We start from the raw sequence: 25053 nt of genomic DNA, 5'->3' as shown, positions 1-25053 counted from the left end.
AGCGGCCATGGAGTACCCGGCGAGCGTTGTCCTGGACTGGATTGCCAATTATTTCTGGCCGTTTACCCGCATTTCCGCCATGTTAATGGTCATGTCGGTTACCGGTGCCCGTTTTGTGTCGCCGCGAATTCGTCTCTATCTGGGACTGGCGTTAACCTTCGCGGTGATGCCGGCCATTCCCGCCGTGCCGCAGGACATTGATCTGGTGTCGTTTCGCGGCTTTATGGTGCTTTTGGAACAACTGGTGATCGGGGTGGCAATGGGCACCATCACCCAGTTTATCGTTCAGACCTTCGTTATCCTCGGCCAGATCCTCGGTATGCAGTCGAGTCTGGGTTTTGCGTCCATGGTTGATCCGGCCAACGGCCAGAATACTCCGTTGCTGGGCCAACTGTTTATGTTCTTAGCAACCATGTTTTTTCTTGCCACTGACGGCCACCTCAAAATGATTCAGCTGGTGGTGATGAGTTTTAAATCGTTGCCAATTGGCTCGGGATCACTCACCAGTGCGAATTTTCGCGAACTGGCGACCTGGCTGGGTGTGATGTTTAAAGTGGCGCTGAGTATGTCGTTGTCGGGCATTATTGCGTTGCTGACCATCAACCTGTCTTTTGGGGTGATGACCCGGGCAGCCCCTCAGTTGAACATCTTTTCTCTCGGTTTTGCGTTCGCTCTGTTGGTGGGGCTGTTGCTGTGCTGGTATATCCTCGGCGGTTTGTATACGCACTATGAGCTATTCTGGAGTCAGGGAGAGCAGCAGGTATGCCGCTTTATACGACTGAATTGTTAGGGGGGCTGAATGGCGGAATCTGACGGTCAGGAACGTACCGAAGACGCCACGCCCAGGCGCTTGCAACAGGCTCGTGAAAAAGGGCAGGTTGCAAGGTCGAAGGAGCTGGCGTCGGTCTCGGTATTGGTGATCGGTGCTGTATCGCTGATGTGGTTTGGTGAAGCGTTGGCGCGAGCTTTGTTTACGTCGATGGGGCGCTTGTTTTCGCTCAGCCGCGAAGAAATCTTCGATTTGCCAAAGCTGTTTGATATCGTCAGCGGCGCATTGGTCAGCCTGATCCTGCCTTTACTATTAATCCTGTTGACTTTGTTTATTGCGGCTCTGATTGGCGCGGCGGGCATCGGCGGGATCAGTTTTTCGGCTGAAGCTGCTCGGCCGAAGTTGTCCAAGATGAACCCGCTCAGTGGTCTTAAGCGCATGGTTGGTATCCAAAGCTGGGTGGAGCTGCTGAAATCGATTCTTAAAGTGCTGCTGGTGTCCGGTATGGCGTTTTATCTGATCAATGCTGCTAAGGCCGATCTGTTTCAGCTCAGCCTGGATGTGTACCCACAGAACATTTTTCACGCGCTCGATATCCTGCTGAACTTTGTCTTGCTGATCAGTTGTTCACTATTGATTGTGGTGGCGATCGATATTCCGTTTCAGCTCTGGCAACACGCCAATCAGCTTAAAATGACCAAACAGGAAGTGAAAGACGAATACAAAGAGACCGAAGGGAAACCGGAAGTCAAAGGCCGTATCCGGATGTTGCAACGCGAGGCCGCACAGCGCAGGATGATGGCGGAAGTCCCACAGGCCGATGTGATCATCACCAACCCGGAGCATTTCTCCGTCGCGCTGCGTTATAAACAGAACTCGGATCGCGCTCCTGTGGTGGTGGCCAAAGGGATCGATCATATGGCGTTGAAAATTCGCGAAGTGGCGCGTGAGCACGATATTTACGTGATACCAGCCCCACCTCTGGCCCGGGCGTTGTACCATACCACAGAGCTGGAACAGGAAATTCCTGATGGCCTGTTTACTGCGGTTGCTCAGGTGCTGGCCTACGTGTTCCAGTTAAAGCAATACCGCAAACGCGGCGGGCAACGCCCGACGCTACGTGAGGACAACATGCCGATACCACCGGATTTGCGCCATTGAGCGAGCGCAGCCAAAATCGCTTGCTATAGGATAATTAGCGATTTTAGTCACCGGTACGGCGCTCAACAGAAGACATACAAAAAAACCCGCGATGGCGGGTTTTTGATTAAGACAGAAATTCACTCCGTTAGGAGAGGATTATTTTGCCAGGTTCTCTGCAACGAAGTCCCAGTTAACCAGAGCCCAGAAACCGTTCATGTAATCTGGACGTACGTTACGGTAATCGATGTAGTACGCGTGTTCCCACAGGTCAACCGTCAGCAGTGGCGTTACGCCTTCTTCAGTCAGTGGAGTGCCAGCGTTAGACGTGTTCGTGATAGCCAGAGAGCCATCGGCGTTCTTCACAAGCCAAGTCCAAGATGAACCGAAGTTGTTGATCGCTGAATCAGTGAATTTTGCTTTGAACTCTTCGAAAGAGCCGAATGCCGCGTTGATGGCATCCGCTACTGCGCCAGTTGGTTCACCGCCGCCGTTTGGAGACAGACAGTGCCAGTAGAACGTGTGGTTCCAGATTTGCGCTGCGTTGTTGAATACACCGCCAGTTGAAGTCTTGATGATCTCTTCCAGAGTTTTACCTTCAAACTCAGTGCCTGGGATCAGACCGTTCAGTTTTACCACGTAAGTGTTGTGGTGTTTACCGTGGTGGTAGTCCAGAGTTTCTGCAGAGATGTGTGGTTCTAGTGCGTCTTTCGCGTAAGGAAGAGCTGGTAGTTCAAATGCCATTGCTCGATTCTCCATTTGTATGAAAGAGGGATCTCTTTCGATTGCTTCCAGTGTTTTTATTCTTGAGTGCTAGCGAAGCCACTCTGTGTCAATACGACTGACTTGCAAAACATTTTAGCAAGTTTTTACTTTATTAAAAGAGGCGGGGGCTAATTTCTATATGAAATTTATTTATTGCGGATACCCCTACTTATTCTATGCTTTTTATTCTCAGCTAATGGTTTAGAATGATCAGATCAAACGTAGTAAATCCATTAATGAGGAAGCAATGGAAACGATCGACAAAATTAAACAGCAAATCGCAGAAAACACGATCCTTCTGTACATGAAAGGATCGCCAAAACTCCCTAGCTGTGGTTTCTCTTCTCAGGCGGCACAAGCGTTGATGGCGTGTGGTGAAAAGTTCGCGTACGTGGACATTCTGCAAAATCCAGACATTCGTGCGGAGCTGCCAGTGTATGCACAGTGGCCAACGTTCCCGCAACTGTGGGTCGAAGGCGAGCTGATCGGTGGTTGTGACATCATCATCGAAATGTTCCAGAAAGGTGAGCTTCAGCCATTGATCAAAGAAGCTGCGGCACGTGCAGAAGGCAAAGAAGATGCGTAATTAAACTGGTTAAATATACAGTTTAATCTTGCATTATAAGGGCCACATTGGATAATGTGGCCCTTATTGTATCTGCTGAAATTGTTTTATGTCTCGCTTGTTTATCGCCGAAAAACCCAGTCTTGGCCGAGCTATTGCGGCGGCACTTCCTGGTCCGAAAAAAAATGATCAGGGGTTTATCCGCTGTGGCAACGGAGACGTTGTGACCTGGTGTATTGGTCACCTTCTGGAGCAGGTTGAACCGGATGCGTACGACGAGCGGTATAAAAAATGGAACATGGCTGATTTGCCGATCGTGCCGCAACAGTGGCAGCTGCGCCCACGAAAGTCAGCCAGTAAACAACTGACAGTGGTCAGAAAACTGCTTAAGGAAGCGCAGCAGATCATTCACGCCGGGGATCCGGATCGCGAAGGGCAGTTGCTGGTCGATGAAGTGCTGGATTATTGCAAAGTCAGTCAGAGTAAAAAAGACGCGGCTCAGCGCCTTTTGATCAGCGATTTAAACTTACCGGCAGTCAAACGAGCACTGGTTCAGATGCGCAGCAATCGGGATTTTATTCCGCTGTCGGTGTCGGCGCTTGCCCGCTCGCGCGCCGATTGGTTGTATGGCATGAATATGTCACGAGCTTACACCTTGCTTGGCCAGCGAGCAGGCTACCAGGGGGTGTTGTCGGTGGGGCGGGTGCAGACACCGGTACTAGGATTAGTGGTGCGCCGCGACGAAGAGATTGAACACTTTGTCCCTAAAGATTATTTCACGTTGCACGCGTTGATTCCGTATCAGGATGACACACAGCAGTTCGATATTCGCGCTCGTTGGAAGCCGAGTGAAGCCTGTCAGCCATGGCAAGATGAAGAAGGGCGCATTCTTAACCGCAAGCTGGTGGAAAATGTTGCCAGGCGAATAGCCAATCAACCTGCGACGGTGACCGAATCCGAGCAAAAACAAACTCGACAAGCTCCACCCTTACCTTATTCACTCTCGGCCTTGCAGATCGATGCGGCTAAGCGCTACGCGATGAGCGCCCAGCGTGTGCTGGATACCTGTCAGGCACTGTACGAAAAACACAAGCTGATCACTTATCCGCGTTCTGACTGTCGCTATTTGCCGATGGAACACTATGCGCAAGCGAGTATTGTGTGTGAGGCTATCCGTACCAATGCCAAAGAGTTACAACCGGCGGTGAACGGCGCCGACTTAAGCCTGAAATCCAAAGTCTGGAACGACAAAAAAGTCGACGCGCACCACGCGATCATCCCCACGCCGAAACAAGCCAGCGTCAATGCACTTTCTGGCGATGAAATGAAAGTCTACGCACTGATTGCTCGTCAGTATCTGATGCAGTTTTATCCGGCGGCGGTGTACGCAGAGGCGAAATTGGTGTTCGATATTGCCGGAGGCACCTTTGTTGCTAAAGGTCGCCAGTTGGTGTCACCTGGCTGGAAAACGCTACTCGGTAAAGTGGATGACGACGACAATGGTGTCGATTGCGTGCCGCCTTTGGTCGAAGGCACCGTGCTGACGTGCCGGGAAGGGGAAATCAAAGATCGTAAGACCGAACCGCCTCGCCATTTCACCGAAGCAACGCTGCTCCAGGCCATGACCGGTATCGCCCGGTTTGTTGAAGACAAAGAGCTGAAAAAAATCCTGCGGGATACCGATGGGCTGGGAACCGAAGCCACTCGTGCTGGTATTCTGGATACCTTGTTTAAGCGTCAGTTGCTGAAGCGGGAGGGGAAAATGATCTTGTCTAGTGAGGCTGGGCGGGGGCTTATCCATGCTTTGCCGGGGGAGTCAACGTATCCGGATATGACCGCCCACTGGGAGCATCAACTACAAGGCATGGCAGAGCGTAATCAGGCCTATCAACCGTTTATGCAGGCGTTGCTGCAGCGCATTGACGAACTGATGCAGCGCGTAAAAGCGGGTCCGGTTCCTCCATCGCTTCAACAGTTACCCAGAGTGGAGCGTCCGGCGTTCAAACGTAAAAAGCGCAGCTACGCCACCAAAGGCAAAGCCAAATCCGGCGGTAAAAAAAGGGCGGGAAAATAAGTCAGCGACAACGCCTTTCGGCCGCTGACGGGGCAGGGAATTACTCAAATAACGTGTCATTACCTTTAATCGCATCGCTGACTTCATCGTGGGTCAGCACGCGTTTGCCCAACTGGTCTTTGACTTGTCTGCCTAGGCCCACCAAGGCTTCGCGGTTGGCTTTGGTCTGACGTTTGCCTGCACTGCGCAAGCAGTGATTCAGTTCGTGGTCTTCACTGAAATTGACCAGTTCTCTGTCGGTGGCCATCTTTACTCTCCTTATACTGGGGGTTGAGATCCTCTCTAAGTCTGGTTGGATACCGCTATTTTGCAAGTTACGCCAGGCGATAATTCCGCTCAGATAGCCAGCGTCTATGTTTTGTCCTGTTATCTTATTGAAAAACGTAGAGTCAGGCGCATTAGCCTGACTCCTTCTGTATCAGGCCATGCGCCGCTGCGTTACCAAGGCAGGCGCTCCCCCAGATAGTTGAGAAACTGGCCGTTTTGCGTGTTGTCTGCCTGAGCAATCACGTCTGCCAAGCCTTGCGCTGAGGTGGTTGTGTCAATCAGCGCATTGGGTCCGCCCATGTCTGTTTGTACCCAGCCTGGATGCAGCGCCAGAACGGTAAACCCTTCTTCACTCAAATCGTTGCTAAGGCTTTTGACCACAGAGTTCAGTGCGGCTTTGGACGAGCGATAGAGATACCCGCCACCGGCGGTATTTTCGGTCATGCTGCCGACTTTAGAGGAGAGGCAGGCTATCTTGCGCAATGAGCCTGCTTGGAGGCGAGGATAGAGGTATTCCACCAGTTTTAACGGTGCGATGGTGTTGATTTCCAGTACCCGACGCCATTCCATTTCATCGGTATGGCCAAACCGACCACCTTTCGGCCCGTAATAACCGGCATTGTTGATCAGTAGGTCGATAGGCGGCAGTTGCGTTGCAAGCGCAGCGACTGATGGGTAATCGGTCACATCGAGTGAATGACAGTGCAGGGGGGCATGCGTTGCGGACAGGGACAGTAACTCGGTCGCTGACGCGGCCTTGCGGTAGGTGGCGTGTACTTGCCAGCCATGAGACAGGTAGTGTTTGACCAGACTTAGCCCGATGCCCCGGTTGGCGCCGGTAATAAAAACCACACTCATAATAGACTCCGTTATCTTTGCTTGAACGTATTGTAGGTGAGCGGAGCGGGAAAGAAAAATGGCTCCGTCCACGGAGCCATTGCGATCAAATCACGCCGTTTTTGGCGTCGAGGGTGGCCTGCGCCGGTGATGTCTTATCAAACAGGATATCCATCATGGCTTTAATGCGTTTGGTGTCGTCGCCAAATTTTTCCGTATCCAGGCCATTTGGCGCTTTGAACGTTACTGTGCCGACTCGGGCGCCGTCTTTGTAAGCACTGATTTTGGCATCAGCAATGAAGGTGCGGAAATCCCAGCTCCAGCGCGAGACGTAATCCAAAGTCAGCTCATCCTGCTTTGGCTGGCTGCCATCCAGAGCCACTTTGCAGGTATAACCGTTGTCGTTGCACCACGCCAGCATAGAGGCGAGGAAAACATCGCGTGTGGCATCATCTTCAATAATGGTCATCGACTTTGTCTGGTTGGTCTCAGCGATTGCTTCACCTTCAAATTTGGGAGAGGTACAGCCGGCCATGACCAGAACTGCACCGATAACGAATAGACGTTTAAGCATCTTTTGTGTGCCTTATAGTAGTTAGAATGAGAATTTTTTAAAAATAATAGAGGTGTTGATGCCACCGAAAGCGAAGTTGTTGCTCATCAGGTATTCCACTTCAAGCTCGCGACCGCTGCCCGTGATGTAATCCAGGTCGCCGCACTGCGCGTCCAGTTGATCCAGATTGAGCGTTGGGGAGAACCAGCCTGTGTGCATCATTTCCAGGCTGAGCCAGGCTTCAATCGCGCCGCAGGCGCCAAGAGTATGGCCAAAGTAGCTTTTTAATGAACTGATCGGCACTTTCCCCAGCGCATTGGCGGTGGCGTTACTTTCCGCAATGTCACCGCGATCCGTGGCGGTGCCGTGTGCAGACACATAACCAATCTTATCGGCTGACAGTCTGGCGTCTTTCAGCGCCATCTCCATACAGATCTGCATGGTTTCCATTTGCGGTTGGGTTACGTGGGCCGCGTCACAGTTGCTGGCAAAGCCGACGATTTCCGCATAGATGGTCGCGCCACGCGCTTTGGCGTGTTCGTATTCTTCCAGAACCAGTGTGCCGGCTCCCTCACCGATCACCAGGCCGTCGCGATCACTGTCATATGGGCGGGGGGTACTTTTCGGCGTGTCGTTTTTTAAACTGGTTGCAAACAGGGTATCGAACACCGCAGATTCGGTTGGGCACAATTCTTCACCGCCGCCGGCGACCATCACGGTCTGATAGCCGTGCTTAATCGCTTCGTAGGCGTAGCCGATCGCCTGGCTGCCCGATGTGCAGGCGCTGCTGGTGGGGATCACGCGGCCGCGCAGGCCGAAAAACAGTCCCACGTTCACGGCGGTGGTGTGGGGCATCATCTGCACGTACGTGGTGGCCGTGATCGCCCGGGTTGATTTCTCATTCAACATCACCCCGAAGGCGCCGATGGCATCGGTACTGCCGGTTGAAGATCCGTAAGCGATGCCGGTTTCACCGTTGGTCAGTACTTCGTGACCCAGAAGGCCGGCCTGCGCCAGCGCATTCTCGGTTGCCACCGTTGCCAGTTTGGAGACACGACCCATTCCGCGCACCTGTTTGCGCTTGTAATGTGGGGGTAACTCGAACCCGTCAACCGGTGCCGCCAGTTTGGTGTTGAGGCCTTCGTACTGTTCGTAGGAAGGCATGTACTGAGTGGCATTCTGGCAATCGCGCAATCTGGGCTCGATGCTCTGCCAGTCGTTACCAAATGCGGTCACGCCGGACATGCCGGTGACAACAACCCGATGACTCATATCAGACCTCCATTGACCGAAATGACCTGGCGAGTGACGTAGCCTGCGATGTCGGACATCAGGTAACTGACCAGTCCTGCGACTTCTTCCGGTTCGCCCATTCGACGCAACGGCACCTGTGGTAACGCGTGCTCTTTGACGTGGTCGTCGACCATACCGGTATCGATCAGGCCAGGTGCGACACAGTTGACGGTGATCTTGCGTTTTGCCAGTTCCAGCGCCAGCGATTTGGTGGCACCGATCACGCCGGCTTTCGCAGCACTGTAGTTGGTCTGACCGCGGTTGCCCATGATGCCGGACACCGACGCCAGCGTCACAATGCGTCCGCCTTTGCGTTTTTGTACCATAGGCATCACACATGGATGCAGCACGTTGTAAAAACTGTCGAGGTTGGTGTGGATCACACCGTCCCATTCTTCTTCTGTCATGGCCGGAAACGCAGTATCGCGGGTAATGCCGGCGTTATTGACAACGCCGTAATAAGCACCGTGCTCGGCGATGTCGGCCTCAAGACGGCTGCGACACTCTTCACGATGACTGATGTCAAACTGAATCAAACGGCCCTGGCCGCCACGGCTAAGGATGGTCTCAAGGGTTTGTTGTGCACCGTGTTGGTCGCCCATATAGTGCACGGCGACGGTAAAGCCATCTTGAGCCAGCTGAATAGCGATTGCGCGGCCAATGCCTTTACTGGCACCGGTGACGAGTACATGTCGGGTCATGCGTGACTCCTGATTTTCATTTCTTGTAATTTTTGTTCGGACGGGACATAAACATTGAGCTGGCAGGAGGCGAGCGTTGTGCCTGCCAGATCCAGTCGGGCGGTAAACACGGCCATGCCGTTATCTTCCATGACTTTTTCAGCGTAAATGTCCAGAGTTTGCCCGGCCTGAAAATGATCAACGTCACTGTGGTAACGGCGACTTCCGAGCAGGAAACCGATTGGCGGCGACTGGGACTGTTGTAACGCATGGAAACCGGACCAGGCCGCGATTGATTGCGCCATAAATTCAATGCCGACGTAGGCCGGTATTGTTCGAGTATCGGCGTGATAAAACGGGTTGTGTTCACCGATGTCGACCTGACAGTGGATACTGTCCGTCGCCACGCTGAGGGCGCGATCTATCAGTATCATTGGTTTATCGTGAGGGAGCAGGTGCTCAATTGAAGGAATACTAGTCATTGAGATAACCCAAAATAAGACTGATGTTGTTGCCACCAAAGGCAAAAGAATTGCTCAGAATGGCTTTGCGACCAAGTTTGATCTCTTGTTCCACTAACGAAATCTCAATGTCCGGTGCTTTGTGTTGGCAGCGCTGCTTCGGCAGATTGAGATCGCGGGAGAGGATATGCCAGGCGATCGCTGCTTCGGTCGCACTGGCGGCACCGAGAGTATGGCCGGTTAAATGTTTGGTTGAACTGACGGGCACGCGATCGCCAAACACCCGGAAAATCGCCTTGCTTTCCATGCTGTCATTGAGTGGCGTGGCCGTGCCGTGGGCATTGATGTAACCGATGTCCTGAGCTGTTAGCTTGGCATCCTGCAATGCTTTACGCATGGCTTGTTCGGCACCAGCGCCATCGGGGTGAGGAGCAGAGATATGGTGTGCATCCCACGCCCAGCAGTGCCACTTTTGCGGGTGCATGGCTGAGCAACATAAAGGCTGCCGCTTCGCCAATATTGATACCACTGCGATTGACACTGAACGGTTGGCATAATGTCGGTGACAGAGCTTCCAATCCGTTGAAGCCATTTAAGGTCAGGCGGCATACGGTATCAGCGCCGCCGACGATCACGGCATCAGCCAGCCCGGCTTGCAGCATGCGTTTGGCCGTCAGGTAGACCCGACCGCTGGAGGAGCAAGCGGTGGATATGGCGTAACAAGGGCCTTGAAGACCAAAATATGTCGCGATGAAATCGCTTAAATTACCCAGTTCCTGTTTGCGGTAATGGTAGTCAGGCGGAAACTCGCCCGTGGCCAGCATCTGGCCATAAGCCACTTCGCCATCGGCAATCCCGGATGTACTGGTGCCGACCACCACGGCGACACGTTCGGCGCCGTACTGTTCAATCGCGGCATACACCGTGCTCTCTATCTGCTGCAATGCAGAGAGCGCCAAGCGGTTGTTGCGGGTATCAAACTGGCGCAGTGACGAAGGTATGGCGGGCAAGGCCTCGTGTACCCGGCCAATGACGGTGGGGGTATCGGTATTGAGGATCTGAGTATCCGCTTCCATGTGGTTACACATACCACTACTCAGACACTGCTTTATCCCTGTGTCTGTGTTACCCATCGCGGAGTGGAATCCGCAGCCCTGGATAAAAATCGGCTGAGAAACGTGCGTGACCATGATGATTTTCTACTGTGTAACGTCCTGGATCCGGTGATTGAGTGTCTGGATAGTAATAGTGTACTTCAACTTACGGTTGTGGAACTGAATCTCTCCGCTGAACGGATCGTGGCTTTGGTACTCGATTTCTATGACGGTATCACCGGAGTTATCTAAAATGGTGCGTGTATTATTGGCATCAATCATTCGCCACTTTACTTGATTTAGTGGTTCTTCCCAAGCACTACGCGGCCAGAGCGTGATCATCAGGTTAAATAATACCTGTTCGGGTTTAGGCAGCGTATTTTCCAGACCGTTCATCACCTGTGTGTCGATCGTATTGTTCTGGTAGTTGAGCGACAGAATTCGGGTCCCCCAGGAGGAAAATCCCGCCAGCAAAACCTGCTGAGGCTTGACCTGAAGTTGGACTGGGAGTTGCTGGCTATGTTTGCCGGTGTCGTCCTGCCACTGGGCAGAAATCAATTGACTGGCCGTGACCTGATACCCCAGTTGGGCTGGTGTTGGCAAAGTCACGCGTGTGTGCGGCGCGATGTCGACTTGAGGGCCGCTGGAGTCGGCCACCAGAGCGCAGCCACTCAGCATCCACGCGAAGGCGATCAAAGCCGTGCGTTGGATAGAGCGCAAACCGATCATGAATTCTCCTTGTTAGCACGAATGGCCAGTGGTGACAGTAACCAGGCAACGAAAATGCCACTTAGCACCGTGATGCCAAAACTGTGAATGGCGTGCGTTTGACTCAGTGCCAGCAGGCCAAAAGACAGCAGTGTGGTTACCGCCGACAGGGTAATCGCCAGCAGCGTCGCGTGGCTGCGCGATTGTTCGGCGAAAAATAAGGTGTAGTCGATGCCGATACCAACGATTAGAATCAAGGCCAGCAGGTTAAACAGATTCAGAGCAGAGCCACTCAGAGCGGTGACCGCTAAACCCGCCAGACAAGCGATCAAACAAGGCAACAGAATCTGAATCGTGTGTGTCCAGCCGTAACGCTTCAGGAGTAGCAGGGCGATCACCGCAACGGCGGCAATGAGCAGTTCCATGACTTTAACCCGGTACTGGGCAAACAATGCTGAGATGTCTTCGGCTTTATCCAGGTAAGTGAGGCCCGCGCTGTTTTCTGCATAGATTCTGATCACTGACGCATCGCGCACATCGCGCAGCATCACAACCGCAGCGGCCTGACCATCAATCTGCCCCAGATAAAGAAAACGCAGCGGATCCGCAACCGGCTGAGACAGATATTGTTGCAACGATACAGCACGAAAGCCTGCAGGGAGACTGGGCGTATCCGACCATTTGAGCTGTTTGGCGAGCTGGGGGGCGTAATCGGTGTACAGCCGGGCAATCAGATGATGATCCTGCTGCTGACGTGACCGCGAACCCAGGTATTGGCTGAGACTCTGGTAACCACCGAGAATGTGTTGTATCTGCCACTGTTGAAGTTGTGGATCCAGTGACTCCAGCGCTTGCATCAGGGACTCATCGTTATCGGCACTGACCACTAACATCTGCTGCGAAGCCTTCAGGCCGGTGATATCGGCGATGCGGGTTTCCTGCTGCTTGAGGCTGTCTGGCATGGCTTGAAGCTGGCGGATATCGTCGTTGTAGCGGACCTGCGTCAGCGCCAGCGCGCTGACCCCCAGCACAGTGAGCGGTAACCCATATTTCAGTGCTGGTTTTGACCACAGACCTATCCACCATTGCCAGACTGACTGCGCCGGCAACGCTCTGGCGCTCATGGGTTTGGCCGCCAGCCACGGATACCAGGCGACCACCGTCATGTACGCGGCGCTCAGGCCAATCGCAGAAAACAGAGCCAGTTGTTGCAGGCCGGGAAACGGCGCGACCAACAGGCCTAAGTAACCGATCAGGCTGGTGAGCAGGCCAAAAGTGATCGCGGCCATGATGTGCTTCAATCCGGTGATACTGTTCCACTTTGGGCCGGCCGCCAGGCGATCGGTCAGGTAGTGAAAAGCATAGTCGATAGAGACGCCAATCAGACTGGCACCAAACACCAGGCTGAACAGGTGGATTTTGCCAAACAGCCAGGTTGTGACTGCCATCGCGACGACTAAGCCGACCGAAATCGACAGCAGAGCGAGTGACAGCGGGGTCAGGCTGCGAAAGACCAATGCGATCAGAAGTACAATGCCGAGCAACGAATAGAGCCCGATGGTACTGATTTCCGATTTCGCGCTCTGGGTACCGAAACTGGCGTAAAACAACACGCCGCTGTGTAAGGTGTCGACCTGGTAGTCCTGCCGGAGAAGGGCCTCTATCTGCTCAATCTCCGGCACCGCTTGTTGCGCGGCCATACTGTAAGGGGACTGGCGAAGTTCTGCGCTGACTAAGACATAGAGCTGACCTTCCTGCCGCGTGGTGAGAAAGCCGTCGTGGAATTTGAACTGAGATGAACCGGCAGTGAGTTGGTTCAGGTAGTCACGAAACAACAGGAACGGATCGTTTTTCAGCTCCTCGCTGGTGACGCCTGAAAATGGGTTATACAGCGATTGTATCACTTTGGTGAGCTGCGCTTGTGGGGATTGAGTCAGGCGCTGGCGCTGTTCTTCGGTCAGTTGCTGAAAGCGGTGTTGAAAATAGTAGCTGGCCCATTGAGCCTGCTGATCAGCATCAATACGGGCGGTGATGGTGGCAAAGTAGCCGCTCTGTTTCAGGCGGGCGCCTAGAGTGTCGGCCGCTTGGTACACTGATGCGTCTTCTGTCCCGGTCAGGACAAACACCACTTTGTCGCTCAGGCTGGTGGTGACATTATCGAAAGCCTGTTCAGCCAGCGGGTTCTGCTGGTTCTTGGGCAGCAGTTTGAGGATGTCGGTTTCAATTGGCGCCTGAGCGGAAAAAGCCCACTGCTTTGTGAGTAAAGCGAGGCACAGAGTCACCAGAATCAACCACCATACTGCGATTCGGCGGCCACCTAGCCCGGAATCAGAAATCAAACTGGGTTTGCTCGGCATCACTCAGTGTCTCGGGCTGATGGGTTTGATGATGGAATTGGATACGGGTGTTATCCCCGCGCAGCTCTTGCAGCGTCAACTGTTCGATGTCCGTTTGGCCGGACAACGTGATCTGCTGAAATACTTTATCGAGTGGCGCTTGTTTCGGAGTGAGTATGAGCACCCACTGACCATTTTCAACGTGAAAACTCAGCTCAAACTGCTGTTTGAGCACCGCGGTATCGCCATGAAACACCGCGAGGAACACGCGCGTAAAGTAAAACGCCATCGGGTTGTCCTGCGCCGTGACCACTTGCGGGCTTTGGTCAGCAAACGTCTGCTGCAACTTATCTTCGGTCAGCACCAGGTTGACCGGAAACGGTGTGGTTTGTTGCCACAACAGGCCATGTTTTTTGTCGAGCACAAACTGGCCGGACGATTCCAGTGGCTGGTCGAACATGGCAATCTCACGCTGCTGAGTAAACTCACCGCGCACGATGTTGTGTTGTGCCAATTGGTGCTGCAAAGACATCAGATCGGTGACCTGCGCCAGACAAAGTGGTGACAGCAGTAAGGCCATCAAGGTGAGGATCATTCGCATTGATTGTCCCTGCCATTCTGGTGCCATTGCTCGACCTTATCGGTGAACACTTTCGGTGAGACGAAACACATTTCCTGTTCTGCGATCGATACGGCGACTTGTGTGGTATGGGCTTTACACATCCGTTGTCCGGTGTCGGCGTCTGAGATCAGGTAATCCACCCGCAGACGGTTTTCCCATTCGGTCAGTGTGGCTTTAACACGAATTGCGTGGTTAAACGGGATCGCTTTGACGTATTTTACCCGGGTGTCAATGATAGGCCACATGTAACCCGAGGCATTCATCGCCAGATAACCGTAGCCAATTTTGTCCATCATCACCCGACGCGCTTCTTCAAAAAAACGGAAGTAGTTGCCGTGGTAGATCACGCCCATTGGATCGGCGTCCTGAAACGAGGTGGTTAGCGTCACCTCAGCTTCCAGTGGGTATACGATCGCTTGGTTCATCGTCGCTCCGTTTAAAGTTAAGGGTACAGGGCCCAGTGCTGTGACTGAATGCGAGCGATGAAGTGGCGCAGATCGTCTTCCAGCGGACGATCTTCCGTCACAAAATCAAACTCACTCAGCACCGCGTCGCGGATCATGGTCAGGTTGTCACTCATATGCTGCACATCCAACTGGTTGTCCCGGCGACGAAGCTCAAGAGCCTGCGTGGCGGCCAGCAATGAGGCGGCGGCGACTTGCTCGGTCAGATCCAGTACGCGCAGGCAGTCGCGAGCCGCGATGGTGCCCATACTGACTTTGTCCTGATTGTGGCATTCGGTGGAGCGGGAGAACACGCTCGCTGGCATGGTGTGTTTCAGCGCTTCGGCGGTCCAGGCGGAAACGCCAATCTGCACCGCTTTGAATCCGTGGTTGATCGGTTTACGTGCCCCTTGTGCGCCGGTGAGGTTAAACGGCAAACCATTATTGAACTTGTAATCCATCAACTGGGCCATCTGACGATCGAGCAGATCGGACAGGTTCGCGATACCGGTTTTTAAGGTGTCCATCGCCATGGCAATGTGGCCGCCGTAGAAATGGCCGCCGTGGAGCACCCGTTCGTTGTCGCCGTCAATGATCGGGTTGTCGTTGGCACTGTTGAGTTCATTTTCGATCATCTGACGCAGCCACGGCAGAGAATCCTGTACTACGCCGATCACGTGAGGGGCACAGCGTAGCGAGTAGCGATCCTGCAGGCGATCACTGTTGCGTGGTGGCCGTTCTGCTTTGAGATCGTCACGCAGCCAGGCGGCGATTTGTTGCTGGCCCGGGTGTGGTTTCACCGCGAACAGTGCCGCGTCAAAATGAAAGTCATTGCCGTGCATGGCCACCGAAACCATGGCGGTAATTTTGGTGCACAGCTGCGCCAGATACTCGGCGCGCTGATAGGCCAGACAGGCGAGGGCCGTCATCACCGAGGTGCCGTTCATCAGTGCCAACCCTTCTTTGGGTTTGAGTTTGATCGGCGCAATACCGAGCTGGGCAAATACCTCTGCTGTTGGACGAACTTCGCCTTTGTACAGAACGTCACGCTCTCCAATGAGGGCTGCCGCCAGATAGGAAAGAGGCGTCAGGTCGCCGCTGGCACCAACCGATCCTTCCTGAGGAATCCGCGGTGCGATGTCCTGATTGATCAGGGTGACAATCTGATTCAATAAATCATGCGAGACGCCGGATACGCCCTGGGCTAAAGAACACAGGCGCGTCGCCAGCACGGCTCGGGCCTGCTGGTGTGACAACACGTCGCCCAGCCCGCAGCCGTGGAAACGGGTTAAATGTAAAGGCAACTCTTCCACCAGCTCTGGTGGGATCGCTACAGTACAAGAGTCGCCATAGCCCGTGGTCACGCCGTAGATCACGCCTTCCTCTTTCAGCAGACGCTCAAGAAATGCGACGCCACGGTCAATACGGGCCAGAAACTCCGGTGAGGCGTTGAGACGGGCTGAGGCGCCATTGGCGATAGCGACTACGTCTTCAATGGTCAGGCGATCGGCGCCGAAAGTAATGTTGTCAGTTTGCGTCGTCATGGTGCTGATTACTTAAAGTCCAAAAATTAAAAAAATTGTACCACTGCAGCGGAGCTTTCAGGGTGTAATGTTGTAGCCGGTCGGCGTACTGTTGTACCACCGCCTGCAGTGCGATTTGGCGTTCTTTTCTGGGTAAGACAAGCTTTTCGCAAAATTGCTCAAAATAAACATCAAAGTGAGGTGTGTCACGGGTATCGTCACGCAGGCCAAACAGCAGATAGACTGGCGCTTTTAGCACGGCCGCGAGCATAAAAGGGCCTTGTGGGAAGGGCGCCGGTTTGCCAAGGAAGTCTGCCCATACCGAGCGACTCTCTTTGTTGGTGGAGGTTCGATCGCCAACAATCACCACCCATTCACCTTGTTCGATTTTCTGCTGGAGTAGAATCGCAGTGTCCGGCCCCATGGAGCTGACCTGAATCAGATTGAGCTCAGAGTTGGGGTTAACGGCTTTCATCACTCGGTTGAAGCGCTCTGCGTGCTCGGTGAACACCAGAGCATTGATTTTGACTTGCGAATGGCGTCTTCCTAGTGCCCGGCACAGCTCCAGATTGCCCAGATGAGAGCCGAGGATCACCAGGCCTTCCTGACGCTCAACCATGGCATCGAAGTGCTCCTGACCATGAATGGTCAGGTTGTCGGCCGAAAAATCCCCCTTCCACGCGGCCAGTTTATCCAGCATGGTATGGCCGAAAGACAGCAGATGGTGATAGCTATCCAGTGGCTGTGGCAGCGTGATGTTGTGTTGTTGTCCGTAGTGGCGCAATTGTGCCAGATATTGTTCAGAGGCTTGTCTGGCTTGCTTGCCTGTCAGGTGGTAGTAACGGATGACGCCTTGGAGGATCAGGTTAAAGGAGCGTCGTCCCAGCAAGGCATACACGGCCAGCATGACTTTAATGCCGACTATGGTGCCGCGTTCTCGGCGTCGTGACCAGTGCGGGCTGCCATCAGTTGCATCATGGCGATGGCGTGCCAGTAAACGAGGTATGCGTGGCAGCATGCCGAAAAACAGCCGGGTATGCATCCAGCTGATTTTGACGTTGTCCCACAGAGCGTCGAAGTGCGAGATACCGCCCTGAGGGTAGATGACCCGGGTATCGACGAAATCGATCTCTGTGCCTTCCCAATACATGCGCACCAGGATTTCGATGTCAAAATCCATCCGGCTGCCAATCCGGTAACGGTCCAGCACCTGAACGGTTTGATTGACCGGATAGCAGCGAAACCCACACATGCTGTCTTTGATCGACAGTGACAGCGTCTCTATCCAGACCCAAATATGGGTCGCGTAGCGGCCATACAGACGCGCTTTGGGCACGCTGTCATCATACACCGGCTGGCCGGAAATCAGATGCTCTGGGTGACGCCGGGCGGCATCTACCAGCTTTGGCAGGGCTTCGATATCGTGCTGGCCATCGGCGTCGATTTGAATCACATGGGTAAAGCCGAGCGCTTGTGCCTGACGGATCCCTGCCATCACAGCGCCGCCTTTTCCCTGATTTGTTTTCAGGGATAATAGGTGGACGTTCTCACGCTCGGCTACGTGTTTCAGAGCCTGTTGAGTTGGGTGATTACTGCCATCGTCGACGAGTAAAATGGGGTAACAAAAAGGCTCGAGCGACGTCACGACCGCAGCGACTGTGCTGCCGTGGTTGTAACAGGGAATCACAAAGCAGGGCAGAAACTCACTCACTTGGCGCTCCCAGTTTCATTTTCCCCGACGAGTGCACAATCTCTTCGCCGCCTCGGGTCGATGTGTAACGGAAGGTCAGTTTTTGCCGTGCCTCATCCCAGTGGAGCGTCAGACACACCGTCATATCGGGCAGAATCGGTTCTTGAAACTTGATCACTTCCATTCCTTTAAATGCACTCGGCGTTGCCAGACATTGCATCGCGTAATGCAGGGCCCAGTCGATCTGAGTGACCCCGGGCAGCAGAGGAAAGTGGTTAAAGTGACCACGGAAATCGAGAATGTCGGCGTCAGCCCGCAGCGTTAGGGTCGCGGCAGGCGGTTGAATGTCTGTACTGATGATAGTGGGTTTTCTTTGAACCATAACTGTTTGGCGGTTAGCTCTCTCGAAAAAGGTGTTCAATGTCGGCAATTTGCCGTTTGCCCTGGCTGTTGAGCGGAATACTGTCCACGATTCTGAAACGGCGCGGGACGGCGATGGGTTCCAGCCAGCGACGCAACTGAGCGCGCAGAGCCAGCCAGAATTTACCTTTGCCGAGCGTGTTGAGGTCGTGTTGTCCGGCTTCGGACAGCACAATCACCGAGACCAGTGTCAGCCGTTCGCCTTCTTGCATCGGTATGACCACGGCCTCACTGACGCCATCCAATTGCTCGACACGTTGTTCGACTTCCGTCAGCGACACCCGCTTTTCTTCGATTTTAATGATACGGTCGGTGCGACCACGTAGCTCAAACGTCACTGTATCATGGAAATAACATTCGTCGGCGGTCTGATACCAGTGGTGCGGGTCAATATGCGGTGAGCGCAGCCGCAGGCAACGTTCGCTGTTGAGTTTCGCCTGGACGCCCGGGAACAGCCTCCACGGCTGGCTGGCGGTGAATTGCTGGCGGTGGGCGATGCCTCCGGTTTCGGTACTGCCATACACTTCCTGCGGGTAATGACCGAACAGGCGCCTGGCATGTTCGGCAGCCGCATTCGACAACGGCCCGCCAGAGGAAAACAGCTGACGCAGCGGTTGGGTATGATGTTCTTCACTCAGACGTTTCAGCAGCGCCGGGCTGCTGACTAGGGTGGTCTGTTCGTTGGCACGGGCAATGACCTGCTCAGGAAATTCCAGATTAAATGCAGCAAAAGCGCGTCCAGCGCACAATGGCCATAGCAAACGGAACAGCAAGCCATAAATGTGCTGGTGTGAAACGGTGCTCTCAATGCGAGTGCCGTGCAGCGTGGCTCCCCACAGCGACTGTAAAATCGTAATTTCAACATCCAGCTGTTTCAGGCTCTTGTGAATCGCTTTCGGCGTACCACTGGAGCCGGAAGTAAACAGCACCAGTTGGAGCTCTTCCAGTGCAAGCCTGGGCCAGTTTGGCGCGGCTTGGTTTTGTTGGATCGCGATCTCGAACGCGTCAGTCTGAGCCGGAATGCTCAGGCTGGCATCGTGCAGCATTAAGTCGAATTGTGCTGACAATTCCTCTAGGGCCGCGGGTTGGCTGTTCCCCGGTAGAACCAGCGTTTTCCCTGCATACGCACAGGCAAGGAATCCCACCGCAAAGCGGTAGCTGTCATCGCAGCACAGGGCAATCCGTTGAGCAGAATGGGCGTTCAATCGATTGTGAAGAGCGGCGACATCCTGATTCAGTGTCTGCCAGTCGTATACCCGATCGGAAGCAAACGCCACCAGCCAGTCTGCGGGCCGCGCACGGCTGAGCAAATCGGCTAAGGAGTGAAAGGTCACATCAATGGTGCTCATGGTTGTTTGGGATCCTTACGTACGACTTGTCTGATGATCCATTCGAGGGCGAACAGGCCGCCTGCCAGCAGGTAACTGATCAGGCCGTTATACACTGTCCAGACTTCGAGTGGCTGAAAACAGGTATACAGCGCGATGCCGCCGTTAACGATAAAGAACCCGCACCAGACTTTGGTCACCTTACGGGTATAGGCGACACCGCTGGCTGGCAGGTTGGGTTCCTGCAGGCGGGCCAGTCGTTCAATCAAAGTTTGGGGCTGTTTCAGACTTAAGGCAAAAACGGCGAGCATACAGGCATTGACCACCACCGGATAAAACGTTAGCCAGCCATGCTGTTTAAACACCACTCCCAGCGTGATCAACATGATGCCAGTGAGGCCGCTGATCCAGCCGAGTTGTCTGAGCGCTTTCAGTTTGGCCTGACCGGCAGCCAGGATTCGGATCACAAACATGGTGATCAGCATCAGCGCCATGACGCTCAGACCAAACTTATCAATGCCGAAATAAACGGCAAACGGATACGCAAGCAGGACAATTGCAGACAAGGCTGTCAGCAATTGACGCATCAGTTGTCCTTGAGCAGCTCTGTCACGGCGTTGACGACATCGTCAACGGTGCGAACGGTGCTGAACTCAGCCGGTTTGATTTTTTTTCCGGTTACGTTCTGTAGGTGCACCACCAGATCCACAGCATCAATGCTGTCCAGATCGAGATCCTGGTACAGGTGAGCGTCCGGGGTGATGTCCGCGGTGTCAATTTCAAACAGCTCTACCAGAGCGCTTTGTACTTGTTGAAATACTTGTTCTTTGTTTACGTCAGTCATAATGCTACCTGTGAATTACTCACCGGTTTGAGAGGAAATGTACTTAGCCAGATTTGCCACAGACGCGAAATGCTCGCGCGTGTTGGCATCATCGGAGTCAATCACAATGTTAAAGCGTTTCTTGATCGCCAGACCAAGCTCGAGTGCATCAATAGAGTCCAGACCCAGGCCGTCACCAAAAAGTGGGGCGTCAGTCTCAATATCCTCGATAGTAAGATCTTCAAGGTTCAGAGCGTCAATAATTAATTGTTTGATTTCGTTATGTAATTTTTCCACTGGGACCTGCTTATAACTATGGGGTTTCTGGAAATAAAGTGTCCGACAGGTGGCGCTGTAAATGACGCGCCGCCACTGTTGGGCTGGTAGTTTGCTCTATAAACGGTTTCACCTCAACTTTCTCCTTTACTTCTATGTGGAAAAAAGGCCGGGTCGGTGGCACCTGATACCATTTTTTTTCTTTGGTCAGAAAACTCGGTGTAACGCTAATGTGCACTATACGCAGATCGCGTTGTGTCCGCACCGCGATCTGGGCCGCACCACGCTGCAGTTTAGAGTCCTGGCCTGGTGTCGTGCGCGTGCCCTCGGGAAACACCAGTAGTACGTTACCCTGAGCGAAGCGTTGTTCACACAAAGTCAGCAGATCGTCTGGCGCTTCGTTTGGAATGTAACCGGCGGCCTTAACGATATGTTTCATGAATGGGTTTGACCAAATTGCCGCCTTCACCAGGCAATCGCATTGCTTCAATTGCGAGGCGATCAAAACATAATCAATCAGGCTGGGATGATTGGCGACAATTAAGCAGCCGGTGTCACTGGCTAATACATCGGCACCCGTAATTTGATAATTAATTGCGCCGCTGTACTTCATTAATTTACAGAAAAGATGAAAAGTAATTTGAATTAAGCGTTGCACCCGATATTCACGGCGAGTTTTATCAAACGTTATCAGGTGAATAAGTGGAATTAATATAAAGCTCAGTACCAGGCCGCCCAAACCAAAAATAGTAAAACAAAACCCGGTCGCAAATACACGCCAGTATTGACCTAATCGATTCATTGTCGTTGCCACACCCAGTTTTGTCGCGGAGCCTGAATGATCCATTGCGTTTGGCCGGTGAGAAACTGGCGCAGAAAGCTCAGCCCCTGGGGCAGTATAGCCGTGTCATTTTCTGCCGGATAAGCCGTCATCGAAAACTGCTCACCAGCAGACAAAATGAGCCCCAGACTGAAGCCGAGGTAATCCATGGTTTCAAACGTCTGGTAGTGCGGAGGCAGCGGTTCATCAAAATCGACCAACAGCACTTTGTGATGCGGATTTTCAGCCAGGTACAGCCAAGCATCAAGCAAGGCGCTCTGAAAAGTATTGTCACCCGCGGCAATGGAGGTCAGAGGGATGGGCTGTTTTGTTGCGATGGTCGCTAACCCGGCGGCAGTATTGTGCACCGATTGAGAAAACGCCATCGGGGAGGCTTCCTCGCCAGCCAGAATGTCTGAGACCAACTTGATGCTGCGGTGCAATTCGCCGTGACGACTGGAAAAAACGATGTAATCAATATCGTTACGTTGCAGCAGCGAGACTGCGGTCTGAACTGCCAGTTTGCTTAACGTGCTCATTCGGCGACGCATCATGGCCGGAATGGCTGAGGTATCAATGTCGCCGTTTTCCGGCAAGGCTTGCTTATCTGCCCACGCCTGCCAATCCTGAGGCGTGCTCAGGCCAGGGGAATTTGCCATCCAAGCATTGATATTTAATGACAATTTCTGTTGAGGATTTGACATAAGATATTGAATTGTTTTTTTTACGGCTAAATACTATGGCTGCTCACTAATGACGATTTCAGAAGGAAAAAGGCATGTCATCATTTAAGTTACTAGGTTCATTAATACTGGCATTCATTCTGGTTGGTTGCGGACGAGTTCAGCCAGTAATGAATGTGGAGAATACTCCAGTTGCTTATAATCTTCAAAGTAATCAGGTGAAAAACGCAATTATTGAAGCAGCGTCAGATCGCGGTTGGATAGTTGCTGAAGTCAATCCCGGCGAATTAAATGCCACCATTCAGGTGCGCAGTCACGCTGCGGAAGTGCGTATTCCTTACAGCGAAAAATACTACTCCATCCTTTATGTCAGCTCGGTCAACCTGAAAGCCGAGGATGGTCATATTCACCGTAATTATAATCGCTGGATCAACAATCTGAACGTTGATATCCAGCGAGAGTTGGCCAAAGCCGCTGCCGAACAGCAGTGATCTTATTGATTCTAGTTAGGTTTTACCGTGTTAAAACAAAATAGTGATCCGTACAACGCGTTTGAAGCGAAAACGGAAGCGCAGAAGCTATCTTTTGCGCCGATTGTGTTCCATACCGCCCGCACTCTGCGGGATTTGGGGATTCTGGCGGAGTTGGATAAAGCCGGCGCGGCAGGATTGGACGCTCCGCAACTGGCCGAACGGAGTGGGGTGTCTGAGTACGGTGTCAAAGTTTTACTGGATATGGCCGTTAGTGCTCACATTGTGTTGTGGGAAAAGCCTAACTATTGTCTGGCCAATCTGGGCTTCTACCTTTTGCACGACAAAATGACAGAAGCCAATTTGGATTTTACCGCAGACGTTTGTTACGCCGCGATGATGCATTTGAGTGACGCCATTTTGCAAGGCAAGCCAGCAGGACTGAAAGAGCTGGGAGACTGGGAGACCATCTATCAGGGTCTGTCCCGGTTGCCTGAGCAGGCGAAACAAAGCTGGTTTAAGTTTGATCACTTCTACTCAGATCGTTCTTTTCCGGTGCTGCTTGAGGAAGTGTTTGCCACATCGCCGCGCCATATCGTTGATATCGGTGGCAATACCGGTAAGTGGGCGATTCAGTGTTGCGAATACAATGCAGATGTTAAGGTAACAATCGTCGATCTGCCGCAACAATTAGAGTTGGCGATGGCCAATGCTGATCTGCGGGGATTTGCTGACCGAATTCAGCCGTTTGCGGCCAATATGCTGGACAAACACCAGACGTTGCCAGGCCATGCGGATATCTGGTGGATGAGCCAGTTTCTAGACTGCTTTTCACCGATGGAAATTCTCAATATTCTCAAGCGGGTTCGGGCACAATTGACCCCCGGGTCGAGTATTTATGTTCTGGAGCTGTTCTGGGACGCGCAGAAATACGATGTCGCCTCTTACAGTCTCAACGCGACCTCTTTATACTTTACCTGTTTAGCCAACGGCAACAGCCGTTTCTACCGCAGTGATGACTTCCTCGAAATGGTTGCAGAAGCTGGTTTGCAGGTCACCGAGCGCAAAGACAATATCGGACTGGGGCACACGCTCCTGAAACTCAAAGCAATCACAGAATAAAACATGAAACAAGAAACAACACAGGTGGTCGTGATTGGCGCCGGGCCATCCGGTTCGACCGTCGCGGCTCTGCTGCACGCACAAAACATTCAGGTTATCGTGCTAGAAAAGGCGCAGTTTCCTCGCTTTTCGATTGGTGAGAGCCTGCTGCCGGCGTGTATGGAAGTCGTCGAACAGGCGGGGATGTTGGAGGCGGTGGAGCGACATGGCTTCCAATACAAAGATGGTGCTGCGTTTCGTCGTAATGGGGTTTACACCCAGTTTGATTTTACCGACAAGTTCACGCCCGGCCCAGGTACCACCTTTCAGGTACAGCGTGCCAGTTTCGATAAAGTGCTGGCGGACACCGCTGAACAACAAGGTGTGGCGATCCGTTATCAGCATGAGCTGACAAGCTTCGCGACGAACGGAGCTAAGTCGCTGCTGACAGTGATGGATGCAGACGGCAACGCGTATCAAATTGAGGCGGATTATGTGCTGGATGCCAGCGGTTTTGGCCGGGTACTGCCCAAGCTACTCGATTTGGAACAGCCTTCGTGTTTGCCTCCGCGTAAAGCCTTGTTCACTCATTTGGTAGACAACATTGACCCACAAGACCCGGTTTACGATCGCAATAAGATTCTGATCTCGGTGCACCCGCAACATCCCGAGGTGTGGTACTGGCTGATCCCTTTCTCCAACGGGAACTGCTCGTTTGGTGTTGTTGGTGAGCCGGACTTTTTTGAGCGCTACCCTCAAGATAAGCTAGAAGCAATCAAACAGTTAGCCAATGAAGAGCCGGGACTGGCGGCGCTGTTGCAACGTGCGGAGTATCCGAACCCGGCCAGCGAGCTGGGAGGTTACTCGGCGAACGTTAAGCACTTGGCGACCGAGCATTATGCCCTTTTGGGGAATGCTGGCGAGTTTCTTGATCCGGTGTTTTCTTCCGGCGTCACCATTGCGATGAAGTCGGCGCAACTGGCGGCGGCATGCGTTGTGCGTCAACTTCGGGGGGAGGCTATCGACTGGCAAGCCGAGTACGCGCAGCCACTGATGGTGGGCGTGAACACGTTCCGTACGTATGTTGAGGGCTGGTACACAGGGTCGCTACAGGATGTCATTTTTTATCAGGACCCTAATCCACGCATTAAACAGATGATTTGTTCCATTCTGGCTGGTTATGCCTGGGACACCAGTAATCCGTATGTACAGAACAGCGAACAGCGTCTGACTACGCTGGCCGAACTGGTTCGCAGCTTCAGTCAGTGAGTCTGAGCTCAGCGACAAAGGAGAGCGCTTGCTCTCCTTTACT

General features: G+C 53.1%; 27 protein-coding genes and 1 pseudogene. 7 read left to right on the top strand and 21 right to left on the bottom strand.

Going from position 1 to position 25053, the window contains the following annotated elements; translation table 11 throughout:
• The first annotated feature begins 7 nt into the window (after positions 1-7).
• Both fliR and flhB read left to right on the top strand, forming a co-directional pair.
• Positions 8-790, top strand: coding sequence for a flagellar biosynthetic protein FliR (gene fliR, locus CAG64_RS05350; protein ID WP_021704339.1), 783 nt, complete (start codon positions 8-10; stop codon positions 788-790).
• 9 nt (positions 791-799) lie between these two features.
• Positions 800-1930, top strand: a complete 1131-nt coding sequence (gene flhB / locus CAG64_RS05345; RefSeq protein ID WP_161448942.1) for a flagellar biosynthesis protein FlhB — start codon at positions 800-802, stop codon at positions 1928-1930.
• Positions 1931-2068: 138 nt separating this feature from the next.
• On the opposite strand, the gene sodB is transcribed toward flhB, so the two are convergent.
• Positions 2069-2653 carry a superoxide dismutase [Fe] gene (gene sodB, locus CAG64_RS05340; RefSeq protein ID WP_021704337.1) on the bottom strand — a complete coding sequence of 195 codons (585 nt, stop codon included), beginning with the start codon at positions 2651-2653 and terminating at the stop codon, positions 2069-2071.
• A 268-nt stretch (positions 2654-2921) separates the two neighbouring features.
• Here sodB and CAG64_RS05335 point away from each other — a divergent pair, with 268 nt between their 5' ends.
• Both CAG64_RS05335 and CAG64_RS05330 read left to right on the top strand, forming a co-directional pair.
• Complete coding sequence (locus CAG64_RS05335) at positions 2922-3260, top strand: Grx4 family monothiol glutaredoxin (protein WP_021704336.1); 339 nt, start codon at positions 2922-2924, stop codon at positions 3258-3260.
• A gap of 88 nt (positions 3261-3348) precedes the next feature.
• Entirely contained in the window at positions 3349-5313 is a 1965-nt protein-coding gene (locus CAG64_RS05330; RefSeq protein WP_161448645.1) for a DNA topoisomerase III, read from the top strand.
• Between the two features lie 40 nt (positions 5314-5353).
• Here the strand turns inward: CAG64_RS05330 and CAG64_RS05325 are convergent, their stop codons facing one another.
• The 20 genes and pseudogenes from CAG64_RS05325 to CAG64_RS05230 form a co-directional block, all read right to left on the bottom strand.
• Complete coding sequence (locus CAG64_RS05325; protein ID WP_021704334.1) at positions 5354-5560, bottom strand: hypothetical protein; 207 nt, start codon at positions 5558-5560, stop codon at positions 5354-5356.
• A gap of 191 nt (positions 5561-5751) precedes the next feature.
• On the bottom strand, positions 5752-6438 hold the full coding sequence (locus tag CAG64_RS05320) for an SDR family oxidoreductase (protein WP_161448647.1): 687 nt from the start codon (positions 6436-6438) through the stop codon (positions 5752-5754).
• 85 nt (positions 6439-6523) lie between these two features.
• Entirely contained in the window at positions 6524-6991 is a 468-nt protein-coding gene (locus CAG64_RS05315) for an Sbal_3080 family lipoprotein (protein WP_021704332.1), read from the bottom strand.
• Positions 6992-7012: 21 nt separating this feature from the next.
• The gene (locus CAG64_RS05310) at positions 7013-8242 is read right to left on the bottom strand and encodes a beta-ketoacyl-ACP synthase (RefSeq protein ID WP_161457794.1); all 1230 of its coding nucleotides are present in this window, start codon (positions 8240-8242) and stop codon (positions 7013-7015) included.
• Positions 8239-8964 (bottom strand): 3-ketoacyl-ACP reductase FabG2, encoded by a 726-nt coding sequence (locus CAG64_RS05305; RefSeq protein ID WP_021704330.1) that lies wholly within the window; start codon positions 8962-8964, stop codon positions 8239-8241. The genes CAG64_RS05310 and CAG64_RS05305 overlap by 4 nt, the downstream gene beginning before the upstream one ends.
• Positions 8961-9425 carry a hotdog family protein gene (locus CAG64_RS05300; RefSeq protein ID WP_021704329.1) on the bottom strand — a complete coding sequence of 155 codons (465 nt, stop codon included), beginning with the start codon at positions 9423-9425 and terminating at the stop codon, positions 8961-8963. Before CAG64_RS05300 ends, CAG64_RS05305 begins: the two co-directional genes overlap by 4 nt.
• Positions 9418-10594: pseudogene (locus CAG64_RS05295) on the bottom strand (beta-ketoacyl-[acyl-carrier-protein] synthase family protein). The gene CAG64_RS05300 and the pseudogene CAG64_RS05295 overlap by 8 nt, the downstream one beginning before the upstream one ends.
• A 9-nt stretch (positions 10595-10603) precedes the next feature.
• Positions 10604-11227 carry a DUF3261 domain-containing protein gene (locus CAG64_RS05290; RefSeq protein WP_021704327.1) on the bottom strand — a complete coding sequence of 208 codons (624 nt, stop codon included), beginning with the start codon at positions 11225-11227 and terminating at the stop codon, positions 10604-10606.
• Positions 11224-13563: an MMPL family transporter gene (locus CAG64_RS05285; RefSeq protein ID WP_161457793.1), complete on the bottom strand. Its 2340-nt coding sequence runs from the start codon at positions 13561-13563 to the stop codon at positions 11224-11226. Before CAG64_RS05285 ends, CAG64_RS05290 begins: the two co-directional genes overlap by 4 nt.
• A complete protein-coding gene (locus CAG64_RS05280) occupies positions 13535-14143 on the bottom strand; it encodes an outer membrane lipoprotein carrier protein LolA (RefSeq protein WP_161457795.1) in 609 nt (202 codons plus the stop codon). The genes CAG64_RS05285 and CAG64_RS05280 overlap by 29 nt, the downstream gene beginning before the upstream one ends.
• Positions 14134-14589: an acyl-CoA thioesterase gene (locus CAG64_RS05275; protein ID WP_161457792.1), complete on the bottom strand. Its 456-nt coding sequence runs from the start codon at positions 14587-14589 to the stop codon at positions 14134-14136. Before CAG64_RS05275 ends, CAG64_RS05280 begins: the two co-directional genes overlap by 10 nt.
• 17 nt (positions 14590-14606) lie before the next feature.
• Positions 14607-16151 (bottom strand): HAL/PAL/TAL family ammonia-lyase, encoded by a 1545-nt coding sequence (locus tag CAG64_RS05270; RefSeq protein WP_161457791.1) that lies wholly within the window; start codon positions 16149-16151, stop codon positions 14607-14609.
• Positions 16135-17841 carry an LpxL/LpxP family acyltransferase gene (locus tag CAG64_RS05265; protein WP_161457790.1) on the bottom strand — a complete coding sequence of 569 codons (1707 nt, stop codon included), beginning with the start codon at positions 17839-17841 and terminating at the stop codon, positions 16135-16137. Before CAG64_RS05265 ends, CAG64_RS05270 begins: the two co-directional genes overlap by 17 nt.
• On the bottom strand, positions 17834-18202 hold the full coding sequence (locus CAG64_RS05260; RefSeq protein ID WP_161454783.1) for an ApeI family dehydratase: 369 nt from the start codon (positions 18200-18202) through the stop codon (positions 17834-17836). Before CAG64_RS05260 ends, CAG64_RS05265 begins: the two co-directional genes overlap by 8 nt.
• 13 nt (positions 18203-18215) lie before the next feature.
• Positions 18216-19589 carry a class I adenylate-forming enzyme family protein gene (locus CAG64_RS05255; RefSeq protein ID WP_161457789.1) on the bottom strand — a complete coding sequence of 458 codons (1374 nt, stop codon included), beginning with the start codon at positions 19587-19589 and terminating at the stop codon, positions 18216-18218.
• Entirely contained in the window at positions 19586-20155 is a 570-nt protein-coding gene (locus CAG64_RS05250) for a hypothetical protein (RefSeq protein ID WP_161454781.1), read from the bottom strand. The genes CAG64_RS05255 and CAG64_RS05250 overlap by 4 nt, the downstream gene beginning before the upstream one ends.
• Positions 20155-20412 (bottom strand): acyl carrier protein, encoded by a 258-nt coding sequence (locus tag CAG64_RS05245; RefSeq protein WP_161454780.1) that lies wholly within the window; start codon positions 20410-20412, stop codon positions 20155-20157. Before CAG64_RS05245 ends, CAG64_RS05250 begins: the two co-directional genes overlap by 1 nt.
• 15 nt (positions 20413-20427) lie before the next feature.
• Positions 20428-20688: a phosphopantetheine-binding protein gene (locus CAG64_RS05240; RefSeq protein ID WP_021704317.1), complete on the bottom strand. Its 261-nt coding sequence runs from the start codon at positions 20686-20688 to the stop codon at positions 20428-20430.
• A 16-nt stretch (positions 20689-20704) separates the two neighbouring features.
• Positions 20705-21469 (bottom strand): lysophospholipid acyltransferase family protein, encoded by a 765-nt coding sequence (locus CAG64_RS05235; RefSeq protein WP_161457788.1) that lies wholly within the window; start codon positions 21467-21469, stop codon positions 20705-20707.
• Entirely contained in the window at positions 21466-22191 is a 726-nt protein-coding gene (locus CAG64_RS05230) for a beta-ketoacyl synthase chain length factor (protein ID WP_161457787.1), read from the bottom strand. The genes CAG64_RS05235 and CAG64_RS05230 overlap by 4 nt, the downstream gene beginning before the upstream one ends.
• Positions 22192-22265: 74 nt before the next feature.
• Between CAG64_RS05230 and CAG64_RS05225 the strand changes: the two genes are divergently transcribed.
• From CAG64_RS05225 to CAG64_RS05215, 3 genes are read left to right on the top strand one after another with little or no spacing between them, the layout of a single operon-like run.
• The gene (locus CAG64_RS05225) at positions 22266-22661 is read left to right on the top strand and encodes a hypothetical protein (protein ID WP_021704314.1); all 396 of its coding nucleotides are present in this window, start codon (positions 22266-22268) and stop codon (positions 22659-22661) included.
• A 27-nt stretch (positions 22662-22688) separates the two neighbouring features.
• Positions 22689-23762, top strand: coding sequence for a methyltransferase (locus CAG64_RS05220; protein WP_161457786.1), 1074 nt, complete (start codon positions 22689-22691; stop codon positions 23760-23762).
• A 3-nt stretch (positions 23763-23765) separates the two neighbouring features.
• Positions 23766-25010 carry an NAD(P)/FAD-dependent oxidoreductase gene (locus CAG64_RS05215; protein ID WP_021704312.1) on the top strand — a complete coding sequence of 415 codons (1245 nt, stop codon included), beginning with the start codon at positions 23766-23768 and terminating at the stop codon, positions 25008-25010.
• The last annotated feature ends 43 nt before the right edge of the window (positions 25011-25053 follow it).

This window comes from Vibrio sp. V38_P2S17PM301, from assembly GCF_009904845.1.
In the GTDB taxonomy this organism is placed as follows: Bacteria; Pseudomonadota; Gammaproteobacteria; order Enterobacterales; family Vibrionaceae; genus Vibrio; species Vibrio proteolyticus.
This window is presented reverse-complemented; position numbering and strand designations above follow the sequence as displayed.